At 53.8% G+C, this 18543-nt stretch carries 1 protein-coding gene (running past one end of the window); it reads right to left on the reverse strand.

Annotated elements, in window-relative coordinates; genetic code table 11:
- A protein-coding gene (locus tag MHB46_RS03030) for a non-ribosomal peptide synthase/polyketide synthase (RefSeq protein WP_341161569.1) crosses the window boundary here: on the reverse strand, nt 1-18543 show its end. It continues 23871 nt past the right edge of the window; the window shows 18543 of its 42414 coding nt (coding positions 23872-42414); its start codon lies beyond the right edge, outside the window — the gene reads right to left on this strand; it ends in the stop codon at nt 1-3.

The raw sequence follows: 18543 nt of genomic DNA on the forward strand, positions 1-18543 counted from the left end.
TTAGAAAACAAAGTCGATGGAATCCGGCGAGAAGCCTTCCGGTTGCTCGTCCGAGTTCACCTGAATATCGCTTAACAGTAAATCTGGATTGATCCCAACCTGGGACAGGATCGCTATCAAATCCCTGCTTAATCTCTCAATAGCGTCAGCTCCAAACAGCTTCGTGCAATATTCAAACGAACCCTTGATCTCCCCATCTTCATCACTCATGGACAAGGTCAAATCGAATTTGGAAATACGATGCTCCTGAACATACGGACTGAAGGACAGCATTTCAAGCTTCGCTTCCTGTGACTCCATATTTTCCAGTACAAACATAGTGTCAAACAACGGGTTACGGCTTGCATCCCGTGCTACATCCAGCTTTTCCACCAACTCTTCCAGTGGATAATCCTGATGCTCGAAGGCTTGCAGCGTACGATCTCTGGCTTCCTGCAAGTAGCTGTGGAACGTTTGGTTGCCCCTCGGCTGATGCCGGATGGCTAGCGTATTGACGAACATTCCGATCAGTGGCTCCAGTTCAGGCAACAAGCGGCCTGCTACCGGCGTACCGATGATCAAATCGTCCTGACCGCTGTATTTGGACAGCAGAACGGTGTAGACGCTCAACAGCACCATGTACAGCGTGCTTCCGGTCTGTGCCGCAATTCGGTGCAGTTGCTCGGATACATTCGGGTCCACTGTAAATTCATACATCGCACCCTCGAAGCTGCGAACAGCAGGTCTAGGATAAGCAATCGGCAAATCCAGTACCGGCAATTCTCCGGCTAAATGCTCCAGCCAGAAGTGTTCCCGGCGTTGGTATGATTCACGGTGCGTCTCCTGCTGCTGCCACACGGCATAGTCCTTGTACTGAATTTGTAACGGCTCCAATTCCTGTCCCTCGTACAGTTGTACCAGCTCCTGCACGATATTGTTAGACGATACACCGTCCGAAATAATATGGTGCATGTCGTACATCAGGAGATGGCGCTCTGGCCCGGTTTGAAGGAGACGGACACGCAGCAGTGGTGCCTGACGAAGATCAAAGCTGCGTACAAAGGACCCGATATAGGCTTCGGCTTCGGACTCCCTGGCCTGCAAGTGCTCTACTGCAAACTCCACTTGATCGTACACCCGCTGAACGACCTCGCCTTCCACCATTTCAAAGGAAGTCCGCAACGTTTCATGGCGGGCTATTAACTGACGGAACGCATCCTCCAGCCGATCGGCCTGAAGCGGTCCCTCTACGGTTAATACACCCGGCATATTGTAGCTGAGATCCCCACCTTCCAGATGGCTCAAAATGTACAGTCGTTTTTGAGCCGAGGAAACCGGGTAGTACGCCTGTTGCGCCGCCGCAGGGATCATCGTATAGGTGTCTGTGCCGTGCGTAGCTATGAGCTGGGCTTGCTGCTCAATCGTAAAGTGTTGGAACACCTCACGCAGCGTAATCCGGCTGTCCAGTTCCTGATGGATTTTGGCCACCAGCGTCGTTGCCCGCAGGGAGTGCCCACCCACGTCAAAGAATGAGTCGGTGACTCCTACGGTGGACAGCTTCAAGACATCCTGCCAGATTTGGGCTAGCTTGGCTTCCAGCGGCGTCCGCGGTGCAACGTACTCCTGGCCTCCTTCGAGACGTGCTTCCGGTGCCGGCAACGCCTTGCGGTCGATTTTCCCGTTCGGTGTCAGCGGGAAACGATCCAGTTGTACCACATACGTCGGGATCATGTAATCCGGCAGCTTCGGCTTCAGCGCATTGCGCAGCTCCGGCAAACTCAGGGACTCTGAAGCTATGATGTAGGCACACAGGTCCTTGTGTCCGTCTTCGTTTTCCCATGCTGTGACCACGGCTTTCTGAATGCCGGCCACGGTCAGCAGCTGCGCTTCCACCTCGCCCAGCTCGATCCGGTACCCCCGGATTTTCACCTGATGGTCGATCCGGCCCAAATACTCAATGCTGCCGTCTGGCAACCACCGGGCCAGGTCGCCCGTCCGGTACATCCGGTGTGCGTGAGTGCTGTCCGCTTGATCGGTTGCTGCCGCATCAGCGAACGGATTTGGGATGAACTTCTCTGCCGTCAGCTCCGGCAGGTTCAGGTATCCTCGTCCGACACCTGCACCTCCGATATAAAGCTCACCAGCGATACCGATCGGCACCAGCTGTTGCTGGCTGTTCAAGATGTACACAGACTGGTTCGCGATCGGCGTTCCGATGGATACCGTATGCTCCCCTTTTTCCAGCAGTGCGTTCAGGGACTCCACATCTTCAATCGTATAAGCGGTCGCATCTACCGTGGTTTCGGTCGGACCGTACACGTTCGTAATGACCGGACGATACCCGGACCACTTGTGCAGGAACACATTTACCAGCTGCACGGATAATGCTTCGCCACCGATCAGGTAATGCTTCACTTCCGGCGCTTCCGTCACATTGACGCTTTCGTTCAAAATATGCAGATGCGCAGGTGTGCCGTCCGACAGATCAATCCGGTGCGTGCCGTAGTAGGCGATCAAATGCTCTCCGCTCAGACTGACGTCACGGGACACCACGTGCAGGGTGTGGCCTAACAGCAAGCTGGCAAAGATTTGCTTCACTGAAGCGTCAAATACAAATGCCGACAGCCATGCGACATGAAGCGGCTGTTCATAACGGCTGTATACTCGCTCCAATAAAGCATCTACCAGATTGCTAACACTGCCCTGCTCGATCATGACCCCTTTCGGCTGGCCGGTGGTACCTGACGTGTAAATCATATAGGCCAGGTTATGCGGGCGGGCGACAGGGATTAAATTGCTCGCATCCTGTGCTCCCAACTGAGCTTGAACGTCCTCGTCGTCAAGCACTACAGCTTGTACTAGGGATGGCAAGCTGAGCGAGAGGTTGGCGACTCTGCTTGTAATCACGACCCTGGCCCCACTGTCTTGGAGCATGTAGTCGATGCGCTCCTGTGGATACATCGTATCCATCGGCACATACGCGCCTCCGGCCTTAAGTACCCCCAGAATGCTCACCAGGATATCCGCAGAACGTTCCAGCAATACCCCTACCGGTTGATCTGCTTCGACCCCTTCCGCTCGTAACACACGAGCCAATTGGTTCGCACGCTCATTCAGCTCAGTGTAGGTCAGCGCGGTGTCCCCAGACACGACTGCTATCCGCTCAGGGTTGCGCTCAGCTTGCTCTTCAAAGCGCTCACTGAGCGAACGTCCTTGCAATGCTCCAAGCAGGCTGTGCGCATTCGGATCATTGAACACCTTCAGAATCTGCTCGGTTTCTTCTGCCGTAATCAACTCCAGCTCACCCAGCTTCGCATCCGGGTTCGCCGCCACGGCTTCGGCCAAGCGAACAAAGTGACGCGTCATCCGTTCTACCGTTTCGCGCTCGTACAACGCAGTTGCATACTGCAATCCGAACTGGATACCTGCCTCTTCCTCTCTGGCTTCCAGCGTTAAATCAAACTTCGCTGGCGTTTGTTCCAAGCCGTATGGACGGAAGCTCAGATCGGCCAGTTGCAGTTCGCCTTCCTCGGTAGTTTGCAGGGTAAACATCGTATCGAACAGCGGATGGCGGCTCATATCCCGTTTCACATTTAGCTTTTCCACCAGTTCCTCAAATGGGTAGTCCTGATGTTCATAGGCTTGCAGAGCACAAACTTTCACTTCTTCCACGTAGCTGCGGAAGGTATGTTCCGCTGTCGGATAGTTTCGCAATGCCAACGTTCCGACGAACATCCCAATCATTGGCTCCAGATCTGCATGCGGTCGTCCTGCAATCGGTGTGCCGACTACAATATCTTCTTGCCCGCTGTATTGGTGTAAGAGCGCGGTGTACGCTGCCAGCAGCACCATATACAGCGGCGAGCCTGTGTGCGCCGCCAGTTCCTTCAGGCGTTCGCTTGCTTCGCGCTCCAGCCCGAACACCACCGTATCGCCTGCCGTACTTCGTACCGACGGACGGGCAAAGTCTGTCGGTAGATCCAGCACAGGCAGTTCACCCCGGAAGGTGTCGAGCCAGTACGCTTCCTGACGTTGCATCCACTCTTGATGGGCTTCGCTTTGCTGCCATACCGCATAATCCTTGTACTGTATACGCAATGGCGAAAGCTCTTCACCGTCGTATAAGCGGACAAATTCATCGGTCAGTACCCCCATGGACACACCATCCGAGACGATATGGTGCATATCGAGCATGAGCAAATGCTGCGATTCCTGCTCGGTTCCTTGTACACCCAAATCTACCAAGCCTACCCGCAGCAGCGGAGCGGCTTGTAGATCGAATGGACGTACAAACTGTTGCACACGTTCTTGTGCTTCCTGGCTGACCATCGTGTCCGTATCCGTGGTTGTATCTTCTGCCTGTACCTTTGTATATTCCACCTCAAACGGCACGGTGTCCTCAATCCATTGCACCGGCTCACTGTCCACCAGTGCAAAGTGGGTACGCAAGGTCGCATGACGGGCGATTAATTGACGGAACGCGTCTTCTACCCGTTTCACATCCAGCGGTCCGCTCACTTGCAGCACCGACGGCATGTTGTAGTTCACATCATTCGGGTCGAACTGATGCAGCACATACAGTCGTTTTTGCGCCGAAGATAAGGGGTAGAAGTTGCGTTCTTCCGTCACCGGAATGGATGCATACGCCACTTGATCCAGACCTTCCATGACCACTGCCAGTTGTTCAATCGTTGGCGCTTCAAAAATACTGCGCAGTGGAAGCGGCTTGTTCAGCTCCTTGTGAATTTTCGAGGCGAGCGTCGTCGCCCGCAGCGAGTGTCCGCCAATCTCGAAGAAGTTTTCCTTCACACCGACCTGCGCCAGACCCAGCACATCCTGCCAAATTTGCGCCAGCTTCACTTCCACCCACGTCCGCGGTGCGACATAATCGGCTCCGCTTTGCAGGTTGCCTTCCGGTGTTGGCAGTGCCTTGCGGTCGATTTTACCATTCGGTGTCAACGGCATCTGCTCCAGCTGTACCAAATACGAAGGCACCATGTAGTTTGGTAGCTCCTCGCCCAGTAAGCTGCGCAGCTCACCAGCTCTTACTTCCCGTTCAGCAACATAGTACGCCACCAGCTGGTTTTGCCCCTGCTCGTCGGCCTGGGCCAGTACGATGACCTCCTGTACGTCCTCCACCTTCAAAATTTGTGCCTCGACCTCGCCCAGCTCGATCCGATAGCCCCGGATTTTCACCTGATGGTCGATCCGGCCCAAATATTCGATGTTGCCGTCTGGCATCCATCTCGCCAAGTCACCCGTACGGTACATTCGTTCGTAGCCGGCTTCACCAGCCGCAAACGGATTTGGTATAAATTTCTCAGCCGTCAGCTCTGGGCGATCCAGATAACCACGGGCCAGACCCGGACCGGACACGCACAGTTCACCCGCTACGCCTACCGGAGCCAAATGTCCATGCACATCCACCATGTACACCCGATGATTCGGCATAGGGCGTCCGATGGAAATGAGTTGTCCGGCCCTTTCATCCTCGGATACCGGCCAGATGGACGTCGCCACCGAGTTTTCGGTTGGACCGTAGCCGTTGTAGTACGCCACCTGATCCTTCCACTTGTATACCAATTCTGTTGAGGATGCTGAACCCGCAGTGAACAGAATACGCAGGTTTGGCATCCGTCCCGGCTCCAGATACACCGCATAGGTCGGCGGCAAAGCAGCCACCGTGATTTGATGATCCGCCATATATTGCTCAAACCGCTCGTAGTTCAAAATCGTCTCTGTCGTTGGTACATACAGTGTGGCTCCACAGAACAGTGCCTGAAAGATTTCCCAGCAAGCCGCATCAAACGAATAGCTGGCGAACAGCAACGCATGATCCGACGTACGGATCTTGAGTGTCTGATCAAAATACGTTTTCAGATTGCATAGACCGCGATGCTCCACCATAACGCCCTTCGGCTGCCCCGTCGTACCCGACGTATAAATGACATACGCCAGATCGTTTGGACCAGACAGCGACTCCAGATTGGAAGCATCCTCGTGATACACACTCTGTGCTTCATCCAGCACCAGCACGTTACCGTCGAAAGCCACTTTATCCACCAGATGGTTTTGCGTTAATAGCAGCTTCGCACCCGAGTCGTCCAGCATGTAGCAGATACGCTCCTCCGGATACGTCGGATCGATGGGCACATATGCACCCCCGGCTTTCAAAATGCCTAAGATCCCCACGATCAAGTCTACCGAACGCTCGGTCATTAGACCCACCAATCGATCCTTCGTCACGCCTTGACTACGCAAGGTACGAGCCAGACGATTGGCGCGTTCATTCAGCTCGCGATAGGTCAACTGCTCTCCTTCGAAGAACAACGCTGGCTGTTCCGGTGTCTGCGCCGTTTGTGTCTCGAACAAGCCATGAATCGTTTGCTCGCTTGGATACTCAGCAGCTGTATTTCCCCATACGCGGAGAATTTGCTCGCGCTCTGGCTCACTTACCATATCCAGCTCATGCACTCGAATGTCCGGCTTCGCCACCACCTGCTCCAACAGCTGTATCAGATGGCCCTGAATCCGTTCAACGGCTTCCCGATCATATAACTTCGCATTGTATTCAAATCGGATTTTCATCGCTTTCTGCGGCATGACAACCAGATTGAAATCATAGTTGGTTTGTTCAATCATGCCGGCATTGCGAATTTCAAAATCCGACGCTGCACCTTCGCCAAGTTGCTCGACCTGCTCCTCCACCGGATAGTTTTCAAACACGATAATGTGGTTGATCAGATCTTGCTTTTGCTCGCTCAAGGCTTGAATTTCATATAGCGGATACGTTTCATAATCTTGAGAAGTCAGCGCCTGCTGCTGATTCGTTCTGATCATGTCAGCAAAGGTGTCCTCAGCCCCACTGCGGATACGTATTGGAATGGTGTTAATGAACAAGCCCACCATATTTTCGATCCCCGTAATATCCGCTGGACGACCAGACACTACACCGCCAAAAACAGCGTCGTCACTACCGTTGTACTTTTGGAGCAGCAAGCCCCAGGCTGTTTGCAGCAATGTATTCGCGGTCACGTGATGCTGCTTAGCCACCATTTCCATACGTCCGGTCAAGTCCTTGCCGAGATCGCACAGGATATGTTCAAATTGTGCACCGTCCGCTTTCACGCCTACTTTTCCGGTCGGAATCGAAGTTTGCTGATCATAGCCGAGCAAATAATCCTTCCAGTACGCAGCAGCTGCTTCTACATCCTGTGCTTCAAGCCACTCAATATACTGACTGTATGGAGTCACGGGGGCAAGCTTCGGCTGTCTATGCTCCACGGCTGCAAAATAAGCCTCAAACACCTCATCCGTGACTAATGCCACACACCAGCCATCCATCAAGATGTGATGAGAGCTCCACACAAAATAATAATCCTCATCACCTGTTCGTAAAATCGCCACGCGCATCAACGCATCCCGGGACAAATCGAATCCGGCTGCCTTGTCCTTGCGAATAAATTCCTTCACATACGCGTCACGCTCCTGCTCATTCAGATGACGCAAATCTTCACATCTAAAACCAACCTCCTTGCGGCGGAAAATGACCTGCACAGGCTCATCCTGCCAACCGCTGATGAAATTGGCTCTAAAGATCTCATGCCGCTGCGCCAAATGGTTCAAGCTATCTTGGAAAATATCCGCTTGGAAGCGTCCATGCAAATCAAAGGTCGTTTGTTCAAAATAAGCACCTGACTCTGCATCCATCAGACTATGGAACAACATGCCTTTTTGCATCGGCGTCAGCGCATAGACATTTTCCAGTTCCCCCATGTCGCGAGTCCGTTCTACCAATTGATCCAGCTCGGCCATGGTTACATGTTTCAGCATGACATCGCTTGGCGTCAGCTCTTGCTGTTTGCGGCCTGTGCAATGCGCAATGATTTCCTGCAAACTGATTCGGAACGCTTCAGCTAGCTGCTCCATCGTTTCACGACGATATTCCTGCTTGCTGTAGCTGATCGTCAATTGCAGTTCGCCTTCCGAAATCAGTCCGTTCATATCCAGCGTGTGCGATCTGGCTGCATGGGCGCTAAGCTCTGCACCGCTAGCGTAAGGAGATACGCCAATGGATTGATTTTGCATATCTTGATCAAATTGTCCCAAATAGTTAAAGCTGATTTCAGGTTCGGTTACAAAACGCTCTTGCTCACGTGCTGCGGACAGGTATCTCAACATACCGTAGCCAATGCCCTTTTGCGGAATGCGGCGTAGTCCTTCTTTCACATGTTTGATGCGCTGTGAAAGGTCTTGCCCCACGCTCATATCCAGCACAACCGGGAATTGGGTCGTAAACCAGCCCACGGTACGCGTAATATCCAGTTCTGGCAGAATGGACTCCCGTCCATGACCTTCCAGGCTCACGAGCACTCGTTCCAGGCCCGCCCAGCGATGAATCGTCAGTCCCAATGCGGTAAGCAGCAAATCATTCATCTCCGTGTTGTAAGCACGATGCGCTTGTTTTAACAGCTGCTCCGTTTCCTGAGCTGTCCACGTAACTGTAATGTTCTCGCTGTCCCTATTTAAGGAATGAGAAGGGGACTCGTCTTTTGGAAGCGGCTGATATACGCCTTGTTCCATTTCCTGCCAGAATGCGAGTTCTGCTGCCATGGCCGGACTGTTCGCATATTGAGACTGCCCATCCGCCCAGGTGCGGAACGAATCCGTTTTGTGCGGAAGACGAGCCGCTTGTCCGTTCAATGCCTGCTCATAGGCGGTCGTAATATCCTCGAACAAAATGCGCCAAGATACGGTATCCACCACTAAGTGATGAATAGCTATCAGCAAATGATCTCCATCTGGACAATGGAACAGCCCCAGCTTCACCAGCGGTCCTTCGCTTAAATGAATACCCGCCTGAATTTCATTCACTTTGGCCTCGATCGCCGCTGCCACCCCAGTCTCATGGCTGAAGTCCATACGTTCCAGCGTATACAGCTCGCCCTCCCCAATCGCGCGGTTCCAGGCTTCATAACCGTGCTCACTAGGACGGAAAATGATACGCAGTGCGTCGTGATGGCTAACGATTTGATCCATCGCTGTGCGCAGGGCCGGTTCATCAAAACCGTCCTTGCTATGCAGCATAATGGACTGGTTATGATGATGAGCATCCGTCAGGTTCTGCTCAAAGAACCATTGTTGAACGGGTGTCAGTTTCACAGCGCCCACCACTTCGCTCTGATCCGCCAATCGGGTCACCGATTGAACTTTCAGTGCCAAGGCAGACACGGTTGGATGACTGAACAGGTCTTTCATCTCCAGTCGATACCCTGCTTGCAGCAATCGGGAGGATACTTGCAAGGCCTTGATCGAATCGCCACCCAGTTCAAAGAAGTTATCCTGCGTGCCTACCGCTTCCACGCCGAGTACTCCGGCCCATACCCCAGCCAGCACTTGCTCCACCGTGGTACGCGGTGCCACATAAGCTGCACCGGTATGGATGCTTCCTTCCGGTTCCGGCAAGGCCTTGCGGTCGATTTTTCCGTTGCTCGTCAGGGGGATCGTCTCCAGTCGCATCAAACGTGCTGGCACCATGTGCGCTGGCAGCCCGGCTTCCAGTTCGGCCTGTACCTCCTCGATCCGCAGCTCGGCTTCTCCCGTGATGTATCCGCACAAGTACTTGTGTCCACGCTCATCCGTCCGGTCGATGACTACCGCTTGACGCACGCCCGGCACCCGCTGGATCGCCGTTTCAATCTCGCCCAGCTCGATCCGGTAGCCGCGGATTTTCACTTGATAATCCATCCGGCCGATAAAGTCCACATTACCGTCCGGCATCCACCGCGCCAAGTCGCCTGTGCGGTACAATCGTTCACCCGGTACGTACGGGTTTGCCACGAACTTCTCGGCCGTCAGGTCCGCACGATTCAGGTAGCCTCGTGCCACCCCGGCACCGCCAATGCACAGCTCACCCAGTACGCCGATCGGCACCGGATTCAGCTGGCTGTCCAAGATGTAAAACCGTGCGTTCAGCCACGCCTGACCAATCGGTACATTGCCGCTGCTTGGCAGCTTCGACAGTTCTTCGTCGTAGAAGCTGGAGTCGATCGCCGCTTCCGTGACGCCGTAGCTGTTCATAATGCGGATATCCGCGCCAAATCGTTCTTGCAGCAACCGGTAATCCGTCACGCTGCAGCTATCCGAGCTGGTAATCAGCAATTCTAGACTGCTCATGTCCAGTCCCTGTTCATACACATGCTGCATAAACGGTACGATCAGGGCCGGGGTCGATTCGAACACCGTAATCTGATAGTCGCGAATCCAGCCATATAGACGGCTTGGGTCGATGCGATCATCTTTCGGACAGATAACCATCGTTCCGCCGTTATAGAACACCCGTGCGATATCCCCGACGAACACGTCGAAGGAGAAGCTCGCCAGTTGCAACAACCGTACCGGGAACTGGTTCAGACGGTAATCCCGACGGTATGCCGCAGCCGTATTCACCAAGCTGCGATGCTCAATCATGACACCCTTCGGACGTCCTGTTGTCCCGGACGTGTAGATCACATACGCCAGATCCTGCGGTTCGTTGATGTGCTCAATATCGGTGATGTCTCCGATGTACAGCGACTCATCGTCCAGCGCCAGCACGGTATGCAGACGCAAGTGCGCTGCGGGTTCGGATGTTACTTCGCTGTCAGGTGCCGAATCTGCTGTTCCGTTCAGGGTTCCATGGAGTGTATCTGATTCCATCGTTTCAGTGCCAGCCGCTGTTTCCAACTCGCCCTCAGTCTGCCCTCCGGCCAAGGCCTGTCGGCTTTCCTCCAGCCAGACCTGTGCACGCTCCTGCAACCCCGTTTGGGTCAACAGTACCGTCGCACCACTGTCCTCCAGCATGAAACGAATACGTTCGGACGGATAGTCTGCATCTAGCGGCACATATGCGCCACCAGCTTTCCATACCGCCAATACACCGACCAGCATGTCTACCGAACGTTCACTCAAGATGCCGACCATCGACTCGCGTCCAATGCCTTCATTTCGCAGTCTACGGGCCAATTGGTTCGCACGCTCGTTCAGTTTACGGTACGTAAGCTGCTGCTCCTCGTACACCACCGCCACGTGATCTGGTACAAGCTGCGCTTGTTCTTCCACAAAGGTATGGAATAAGCCCTCTGCTTCAGCAGCAACATCCGATACCCCCACATCTCCAAAACCGTAGATGATTTGTGCCTTCTCCTCGACGGTTACCATATCCAAAGCTGCCAGTGGCTGCTGTGGATGAAGGGTAATTGCACGTACGAGTTCGGTAAAATGCTGTGCCAATCGCGCGATGGTCTCAGGCTTGTACAGCGCCGTGCTGTATTCCAGACTGCACAGAATGCCTTCCGGCTGCTCCACTGCATCCAAGGTCAGATCAAATTTGGCCGTGTTATTGTCCGTCGGATACGTTTTAAAGGTCAGACCCTCCAGCTCGAACTCCTGCTGTTCAAATGTTTTCAGCTCAAACATCGTGTCAAACAGCGCATTCCGGCTCGTATCCCGCGTTAAATTCAGCTTTTCAACCAGTTCTTCAAAAGGATATTCCTGATGCTCATAAGCACTGAGCGCATGCTCTTTGACCTCTTGCAGATAATCCAGGAACGTTTTGTCGCCAGCCGGATAATTGCGGATCGCCAGCGTGTTGAGGAATACGCCTACCAAGCCCTCCAGTTCCGCATGCGGTCTTCCGGCAATCGGCGTGCCGACGATAATATCCTCCTGCCCCGAATATTTATGCAAGAGCGTGCTATACGCTGCCAGCAACACCATGTACAAGGTGGAGCCGGTTTGCGCGGCCAGCTGTTTCAACTGCTCGCTGTCCTCCAAGCTGATCGCAAATTCCAATCGAGCTCCTTCCAGACGCTGTACGGCTGGTCTTGCAAAATCCGTTGGCATATCCAGTGCTGGAATGTCACCAGCCATCGTGTTCAGCCAGTAGCTTTCCTGCTCACGAAGACGTTCACTTTGCATATCGGCATGCTGCCAAACCGCATAGTCCTTGTACTGGATGCGCAGAGGCGGCAGTTCTTTGCCTTCATACAATTGAGAGAACTCCTGCACGATAATTCCTTCAGTCACGCCATCCGAAATAATATGGTGCATGTCATAGAACATGACGTGACGCTCCGGTCCGGTTTCTACCAGCTGAACCCGCAGCAACGGTGCTTGTGCGAGATCAAATGCACGTACAAAGTCCAGTGCATACTGCTGGGTCTCTTCTTCGCTTGCCTGCACATGCTCCACGTTGAATGCGACGCCCGATTCAATCCGTTGAATCACCTCGCCATCCACCATGTCGAATCGGGTACGCAGGGCTTCATGACGGGCAATCAGCTGGCGGAAGGCTTGCTCCAGTCGCGTTTTATCCAAGGAACCTTCAATGATCAAAGCGCCTGGCATATTGTAGCTAACCTCTCCGCCTTCCAGGTGACTCAGCACGTACATCCGTTTTTGCGCCGAGGAAACCGGATAATATGCACGTTCCTCCGCAACAGGGATGGATACATACGTTTGCTGTGTCTGAACTTCTCCCATCACCTGTACCAGTTGCTCAATCGTCGGATATTGGAAAATATCTCGCAGCGCCAGCTTGTAATTCAGCTCCTGATGGATTTTCGCCATCAGTGTTGTCGCGCGCAGAGAATGTCCTCCCACTTCAAAGAAGTTATCCTGGATGCCTATCCGCGGGTGATTCAAAACGCTTTGCCAAATACGTACCAGTTGCTCTTCCAGCAGTGTCCGCGGTGCCACGTACGCTGTGCCTCCTTCGAGGCGCGCTTCCGGTGCTGGCAACGCTTTGCGGTCAATTTTTCCGTTCGGTGTCAGCGGGAAATGATCCAGTTGTACGACATACGTCGGGATCATATAACCCGGCAGCTTGGGCTGCAGCAGGTTGCGCAGCTCTGGCAAATTCAGCGCCTCAGAGGCTACGATATACGCACACAAATCCTTGTCTCCGTCTTCGTTTTCCCAGGCGGTGACGATGGCTTTCTGAATGCCGTCCACGGTCAGCAGCTGCGCTTCCACCTCGCCGAGTTCAATCCGGAAGCCCCGGATTTTGACCTGATCATCCATCCGGCCAATGAAGTCCACATTGCCGTCCGGCATCCACCGCGCCAAGTCACCTGTGCGGTACAATCGTTCACCTGGCACATATGGATTCGCTACGAATTTCTCGGCGGTCAGGTCTGCACGGTTCAGATAGCCTCGTGCCACCCCGGCTCCGCCAATGCACAGTTCACCCAGTACGCCGATCGGCACCGGATTCAGCTGGCTGTCCACGATGTAGAAGCGGGCGTTCAGCCACGCCTGACCAATCGGCACATTGCCGCTGCTTGGCAGCTTCGATAGATCTTCATCGTAGAAGCTGGAGTCAATCGCCGCTTCCGTGACGCCGTAACTGTTCATAATGCGGATATCTGCGCCAAACCGTTCTTGCAGCACCCGATAATCCGTCACACTGCAGCTATCCGAGCTGGTGATCAGCAGTTCCAGACTGCTCATGTCCAGTCCCTGTTCATGCACATGCTGCATAAACGGTACGATCAGGGCCGGAGTCGATTCGAACACGGTAATCTGGTAATCGCGAATCCATCCGTACAGACGGCTAAAATCAAGTCGGTCGTCTTTCGGACAAATGACCATCGTGCCGCCGTTATAGAGCGTCCGCGCAATATCCCCGACGAACACGTCGAAGGAGAAGCTTGCTAGTTGCAGCAGTCGTACTGGGAACTCGTTCAGACGGTAATCCCGACGATACGCCGCAGCCGTATTCACCAAGCTGTGATGCTCAATCATGACCCCTTTCGGACGTCCTGTTGTACCGGACGTGTAAATGACATACGCCAGATCCTGCGGTTCGTTAATAGGCTCGATATCGGTGGTGTCTCCGATGTACAGCGACTCATCGTCCAACACCAGCACGGTATGCAAACGCAGCACTGTTGCCGGTTCGGATGCTGCTTCGCTGTCAGACTTCGAATCTGATTTCAAGCTTACGCCTTCACTAAGGCGGTCTCTTTCCATCGTTTCAGCGCTAACCGCCGTCTCCAGCTCACTCTCATTCTTTCCTTCGCCCAGACCCCATTGGCTTTCATTCAGCCAACCCAGTGCACGCTCCTGCAAGCCCGTTTGGGTCAACAGTACTGTCGCGCCGCTGTCCTCCAGCATGAAACGAATACGTTCTGATGGATAGTCTGCATCTAACGGTACATATGCACCTCCGGCTTTCCATACCGCCAATACGCCGACCAGCATATCCACCGAGCGCTCGCTCAAAATGCCAACCATCGACTCGCGTCCAACGCCTTCGTTCCGCAATCTCCGCGCCAATTGGTTCGCGCGCTCGTTCAGTTTCCGGTACGTAAGCTGCTGCTCCTCGTACACCACCGCCACATGATCCGGTACAAGCTGCGCCTGTTCTTCCACAAAGGTATGGAATAAGGCTCCTGCCTCGACTACAGCAACATCCGATACCCCCACATCTCCAAATCCATGGATGATTTGTGCTTTTTCCTCGGCAGGTACCATATCCAAAGCTGCCAGTGGCTGTTGTGGATGCAGTGTAATTGCACGTACGAGTTCGGTAAAATGCTGCGCCAATCGCGAAATCGTTTCAGGCTTGTACAGCGCCGTGCTATATTCCAGACGGCACAGAATGCCTTCTGGCTGCTCTATTGCATCCAAGCTCAGATCAAATTTGGCCGTATTATTTTCCAGCGGATATGAATTCAAGGTCAGACCTTCCAGCTGCAACTCCTGCTGCTCCAATGTTTTCAACTCAAACATCGTGTCAAACAGCGCATTTCGGCTCGTATCCCGCGTCAAATTCAGCTTTTCAACCAGCTCTTCAAAAGGATAGTCCTGATGCTCATAAGCACTGAGCGCATGCTCCTTCACCTCTTGCAGATAATCCAGGAACAATTGGTCGCCAGACGGATAATTGCGGATTGCCAGCGTATTGATGAAGACACCTACCAGACTCTCCAGTTCCGCATGCGGTCTTCCAGCAATCGGCGTGCCGACTACGATATCTTCTTGGCCTGTGTATTTATGCAAGAGCGTGGTGTACGCCGCCAGCAGCACCATATACAAGGTTGAACCTGTTTGCGAAGCCAGTTCTTTCAGGCGTTCGCTAACTTCACGCTCCAGTCCGAATTCGATCGTATCCCCTGCCGTACTCTGTACCGCCGGACGGGCAAAGTCGGTTGACAGATCCAGCACAGGCACGCCGCCCCGGAAGGTACCCAGCCAGTACGCTTCCTGACGCTGCATCCACTCCTGATGGGCTTCGCTTTGCTGCCATACCGCGTAATCCTTGTACTGAATCCGCAATGGCGATAGCTCTTCACCGCCATACAAGCGGACAAATTCATCGGTCAGTACCTCCATCGACACACCATCCGAAACGATATGGTGCATGTCGAGCATGAGCAGATGCTGGGGTTCTTGCTCTGCTCCTCGTGCGCCCATATTCACCAAGCCTACCCGCAGCAGCGGTGCAGCTTTCAGATCGAACGGACGCACAAACTGCCGAACCCGTTCTTGTGCTTTCTGGCTGATCGTCGTGTCCGTAGCTGTAGCTATAGATATGTCCTGATTTGTATCCGTAGTCGCACCCTCTGCTTGTACCTTCGTATATTCCACCTCGAACGGCACGGTGTCCTCAACCCATTGCATCGGCTCATTGTCTACCAGCTCAAAGCGGGTACGCAAGGTTGCATGGCGGGCGATCAGTTGACGGAACACGTCTTCTACTCGTTTTACGTCCAGCGGACCGCTCACTTGCAGCACCGACGGCATGTTGTAGTTCACATCATTCGGGTCGAACTGATGCAGCACATACAGTCGTTTTTGCGCCGAAGATAACGGGTAGAAATTGCGTTCTTCCGTTACCGGAATGGACGCATAGGTTACTTGATCCAGCTGTTCCAGTACGACTGCCAGTTGTTCAATCGTTGGTGCTTCAAAAATACTGCGCAGTGGAAGCGGCTTGTTCAGCTCCTTGTGAATCTTCGAGGCCAGTGTCGTCGCCCGCAGCGAATGTCCGCCGATCTCGAAGAAGTTTTCCTTCACACCGACCTGCGCCAGACCCAGCACATCCTGCCAAATGTGCGCCAGTTTCACTTCCACCCACGTCCGCGGTGCGACATAATCGGCTCCGCTTTGCAGGCTGCCTTCCGGTGCTGGCAGGGCTTTGCGGTCAATTTTGCCATTTGGACTCAGTGGCATCTGCTCCAGCTGTACAAAGTACGACGGCACCATGTAGCTTGGTAGCTCCTGGCCCAGCTCACTTCTCAGCTCACTGGCTCCGAGCTCTTGCCCGGCGACATAGTAGGCCACCATTTGTTTTTGGCCCGTCTCATCTGCACGCGCCGTGACCACGGCTTCGCGTACCGATTCCACTTGGAGCAGCTGCGATTCGACCTCGCCCAGCTCAATCCGGTACCCCCGGATTTTCACCTGATGGTCGATCCGGCCCAAATATTCAATGTTGCCGTCTGCCATCCATCTCGCCAAATCACCTGTGCGGTACATCCGCTCATAGCCGGCTTCCCCGCCCGCAAACGGATCGGCTACGAATTTCTCTGCCGTCAGCTCCGGACGGTTCAGATAGCCGCGGGCTACGCCGACACCGCCGATGCACAGTTCACCCGCAACCCCAATCGGCTGCAATTGCTGCGTGCCTTCCTTCACGATGTACAGACGAATATTCTGAATCGGCTTCCCGATCGGAATAACTCCATATTCCTCATCCGGTTCACAATCAAAGTACGATACGTCCACCGTCGCTTCGGTCGGGCCGTAGAGATTGACCAGCTTCGCTCCGGCCAAGCTCGACACAAGCCGCTGGAACCGGGCCACATGCTGTGGCGGCAACGCTTCGCCGCTGGCAAATACGTGGCGCAGCGTGCCCAGCTTCGTTTGCATCACTTCCCGTGGCTGCTGCTCCACGTACTCCAGGAACGCATGCAGCATCGCAGGTACAAAGTGCATTGTGCTCACGCCATCGCGGGCAATCGTATCGACGATGTCTTCCGGGTTCTTTTCTCCGCCTACCGACAGCAAGCTCACCTTCGAGCCGACCAGCGACCACCAGAACAGCTCCCACACCGATACGTCGAACGTGAAGGCGGTCTTTTGCAGGATTGTGTCTTCTGCACTCAAGCCGTATCGATCATGCATCCACAAAATCCGGTTCAGCACGGAATGGTGCTCCACCATCACGCCCTTCGGTTTTCCCGTGGAGCCGGAGGTATAGATGACATAGGCTACATGGTGCGGGCCAGCCAGTGGCTCCAGATTCGAACCGTCTTTGTGGTAAATGTCTTGGCCATCCTGCTCATGACGATCCAACACCAGCACCTGGCCGTTGAAACTCAGCGATGCTTGCTCCGCCAGATGCAACTGCGTCAGCACCAGCTTCGCTCCCGAGTCCTCCAGCATAAAGCGGATGCGATCCGACGGATATTCCGGATCGATGGGCACGTAGGCTCCGCCTGCTTTGAGGATCGCATAGATACCTACGATCATGTCCAGCGAGCGTTGGACCAAAATGCCCACGGGCTGATCCGGTTCAACACCTGCGGCACGCAGCGTCCGAGCCAAACGGTTCGCGCGCTCATTCAACTCCGCGTAGGTCAACGATTCCGCTCCGTACAGCACTGCCACTTGATCTGGTGTTTCCGCTACCTGCTTCTCGAACAGCGCACTTAACGTCTGATCTTGCGGATAGGCTGCCGCCGTATCCCCCCAGACCTGAACGATCTGCGCCTGCTCTTCCGGTGTCACCAATTCCAGCTCATTCACACGGATATGCGGATTATTCACGATTTGCTCGATGACATGCAGTACATGTCCCTGCATTCGCTCTATCGTAGACCGCTCGTATACATTGGCGTTGTATCTAAACATGATGCGGAAGGTTTCATCGGGCATCACAATCAAATCCAGATCATAGTTCGTTTGCTCGACAACCTCTACATTCGTAATTTCAAAAGCGGACGGACGAACTTCACCCAGCTGCTCAACTTGCTCCTCTACCGGATAATTCTCGAATACCATAATGTGGTTAATCAGATGCTGCTTCTGCTCGGTCAATGCCTGAATCTCATATAGCGGGAAGCTGTCATAGGCTCCCGAGGCCAGTGCCTGTTCCTGCGTTTTCCGCATCACTTCCACAAAAGTGGCATTCCGTTCACTTTGAATCCGAACCGGGATCGTATTAATGAACAAACCGATCATATGCTCTACGCCAGCAATATCCGTCGGACGTCCAGATACGACACTACCGAAAATAACATCCTCGTTGTTGTTATATTTCTGCAAAATAAGGCCCCACACGCTCTGCATCAGCGTATTAATCGTGACCTGCTGCTGCTTTGCAATCCGGTGTATGGCTTCGCTCCACGTTGGGTCCAGATCTACCGTTATTTTTTCAGAAATATATTCACTGGCAATAGTGGATGGAACATGTCCCTTTTCTTTTTCCTTGCTGTCCGGCGTTGGCTCCTTCCATAAAGCATCTGCACCCGGCAACAACGTCTGCTGTTCAAAGCCCGCCAAATAGCTGCTCCA

This window comes from Paenibacillus sp. FSL H7-0703, from assembly GCF_038003485.1.
Lineage (GTDB): Bacteria > Bacillota > Bacilli > Paenibacillales > Paenibacillaceae > Paenibacillus > Paenibacillus polymyxa_B.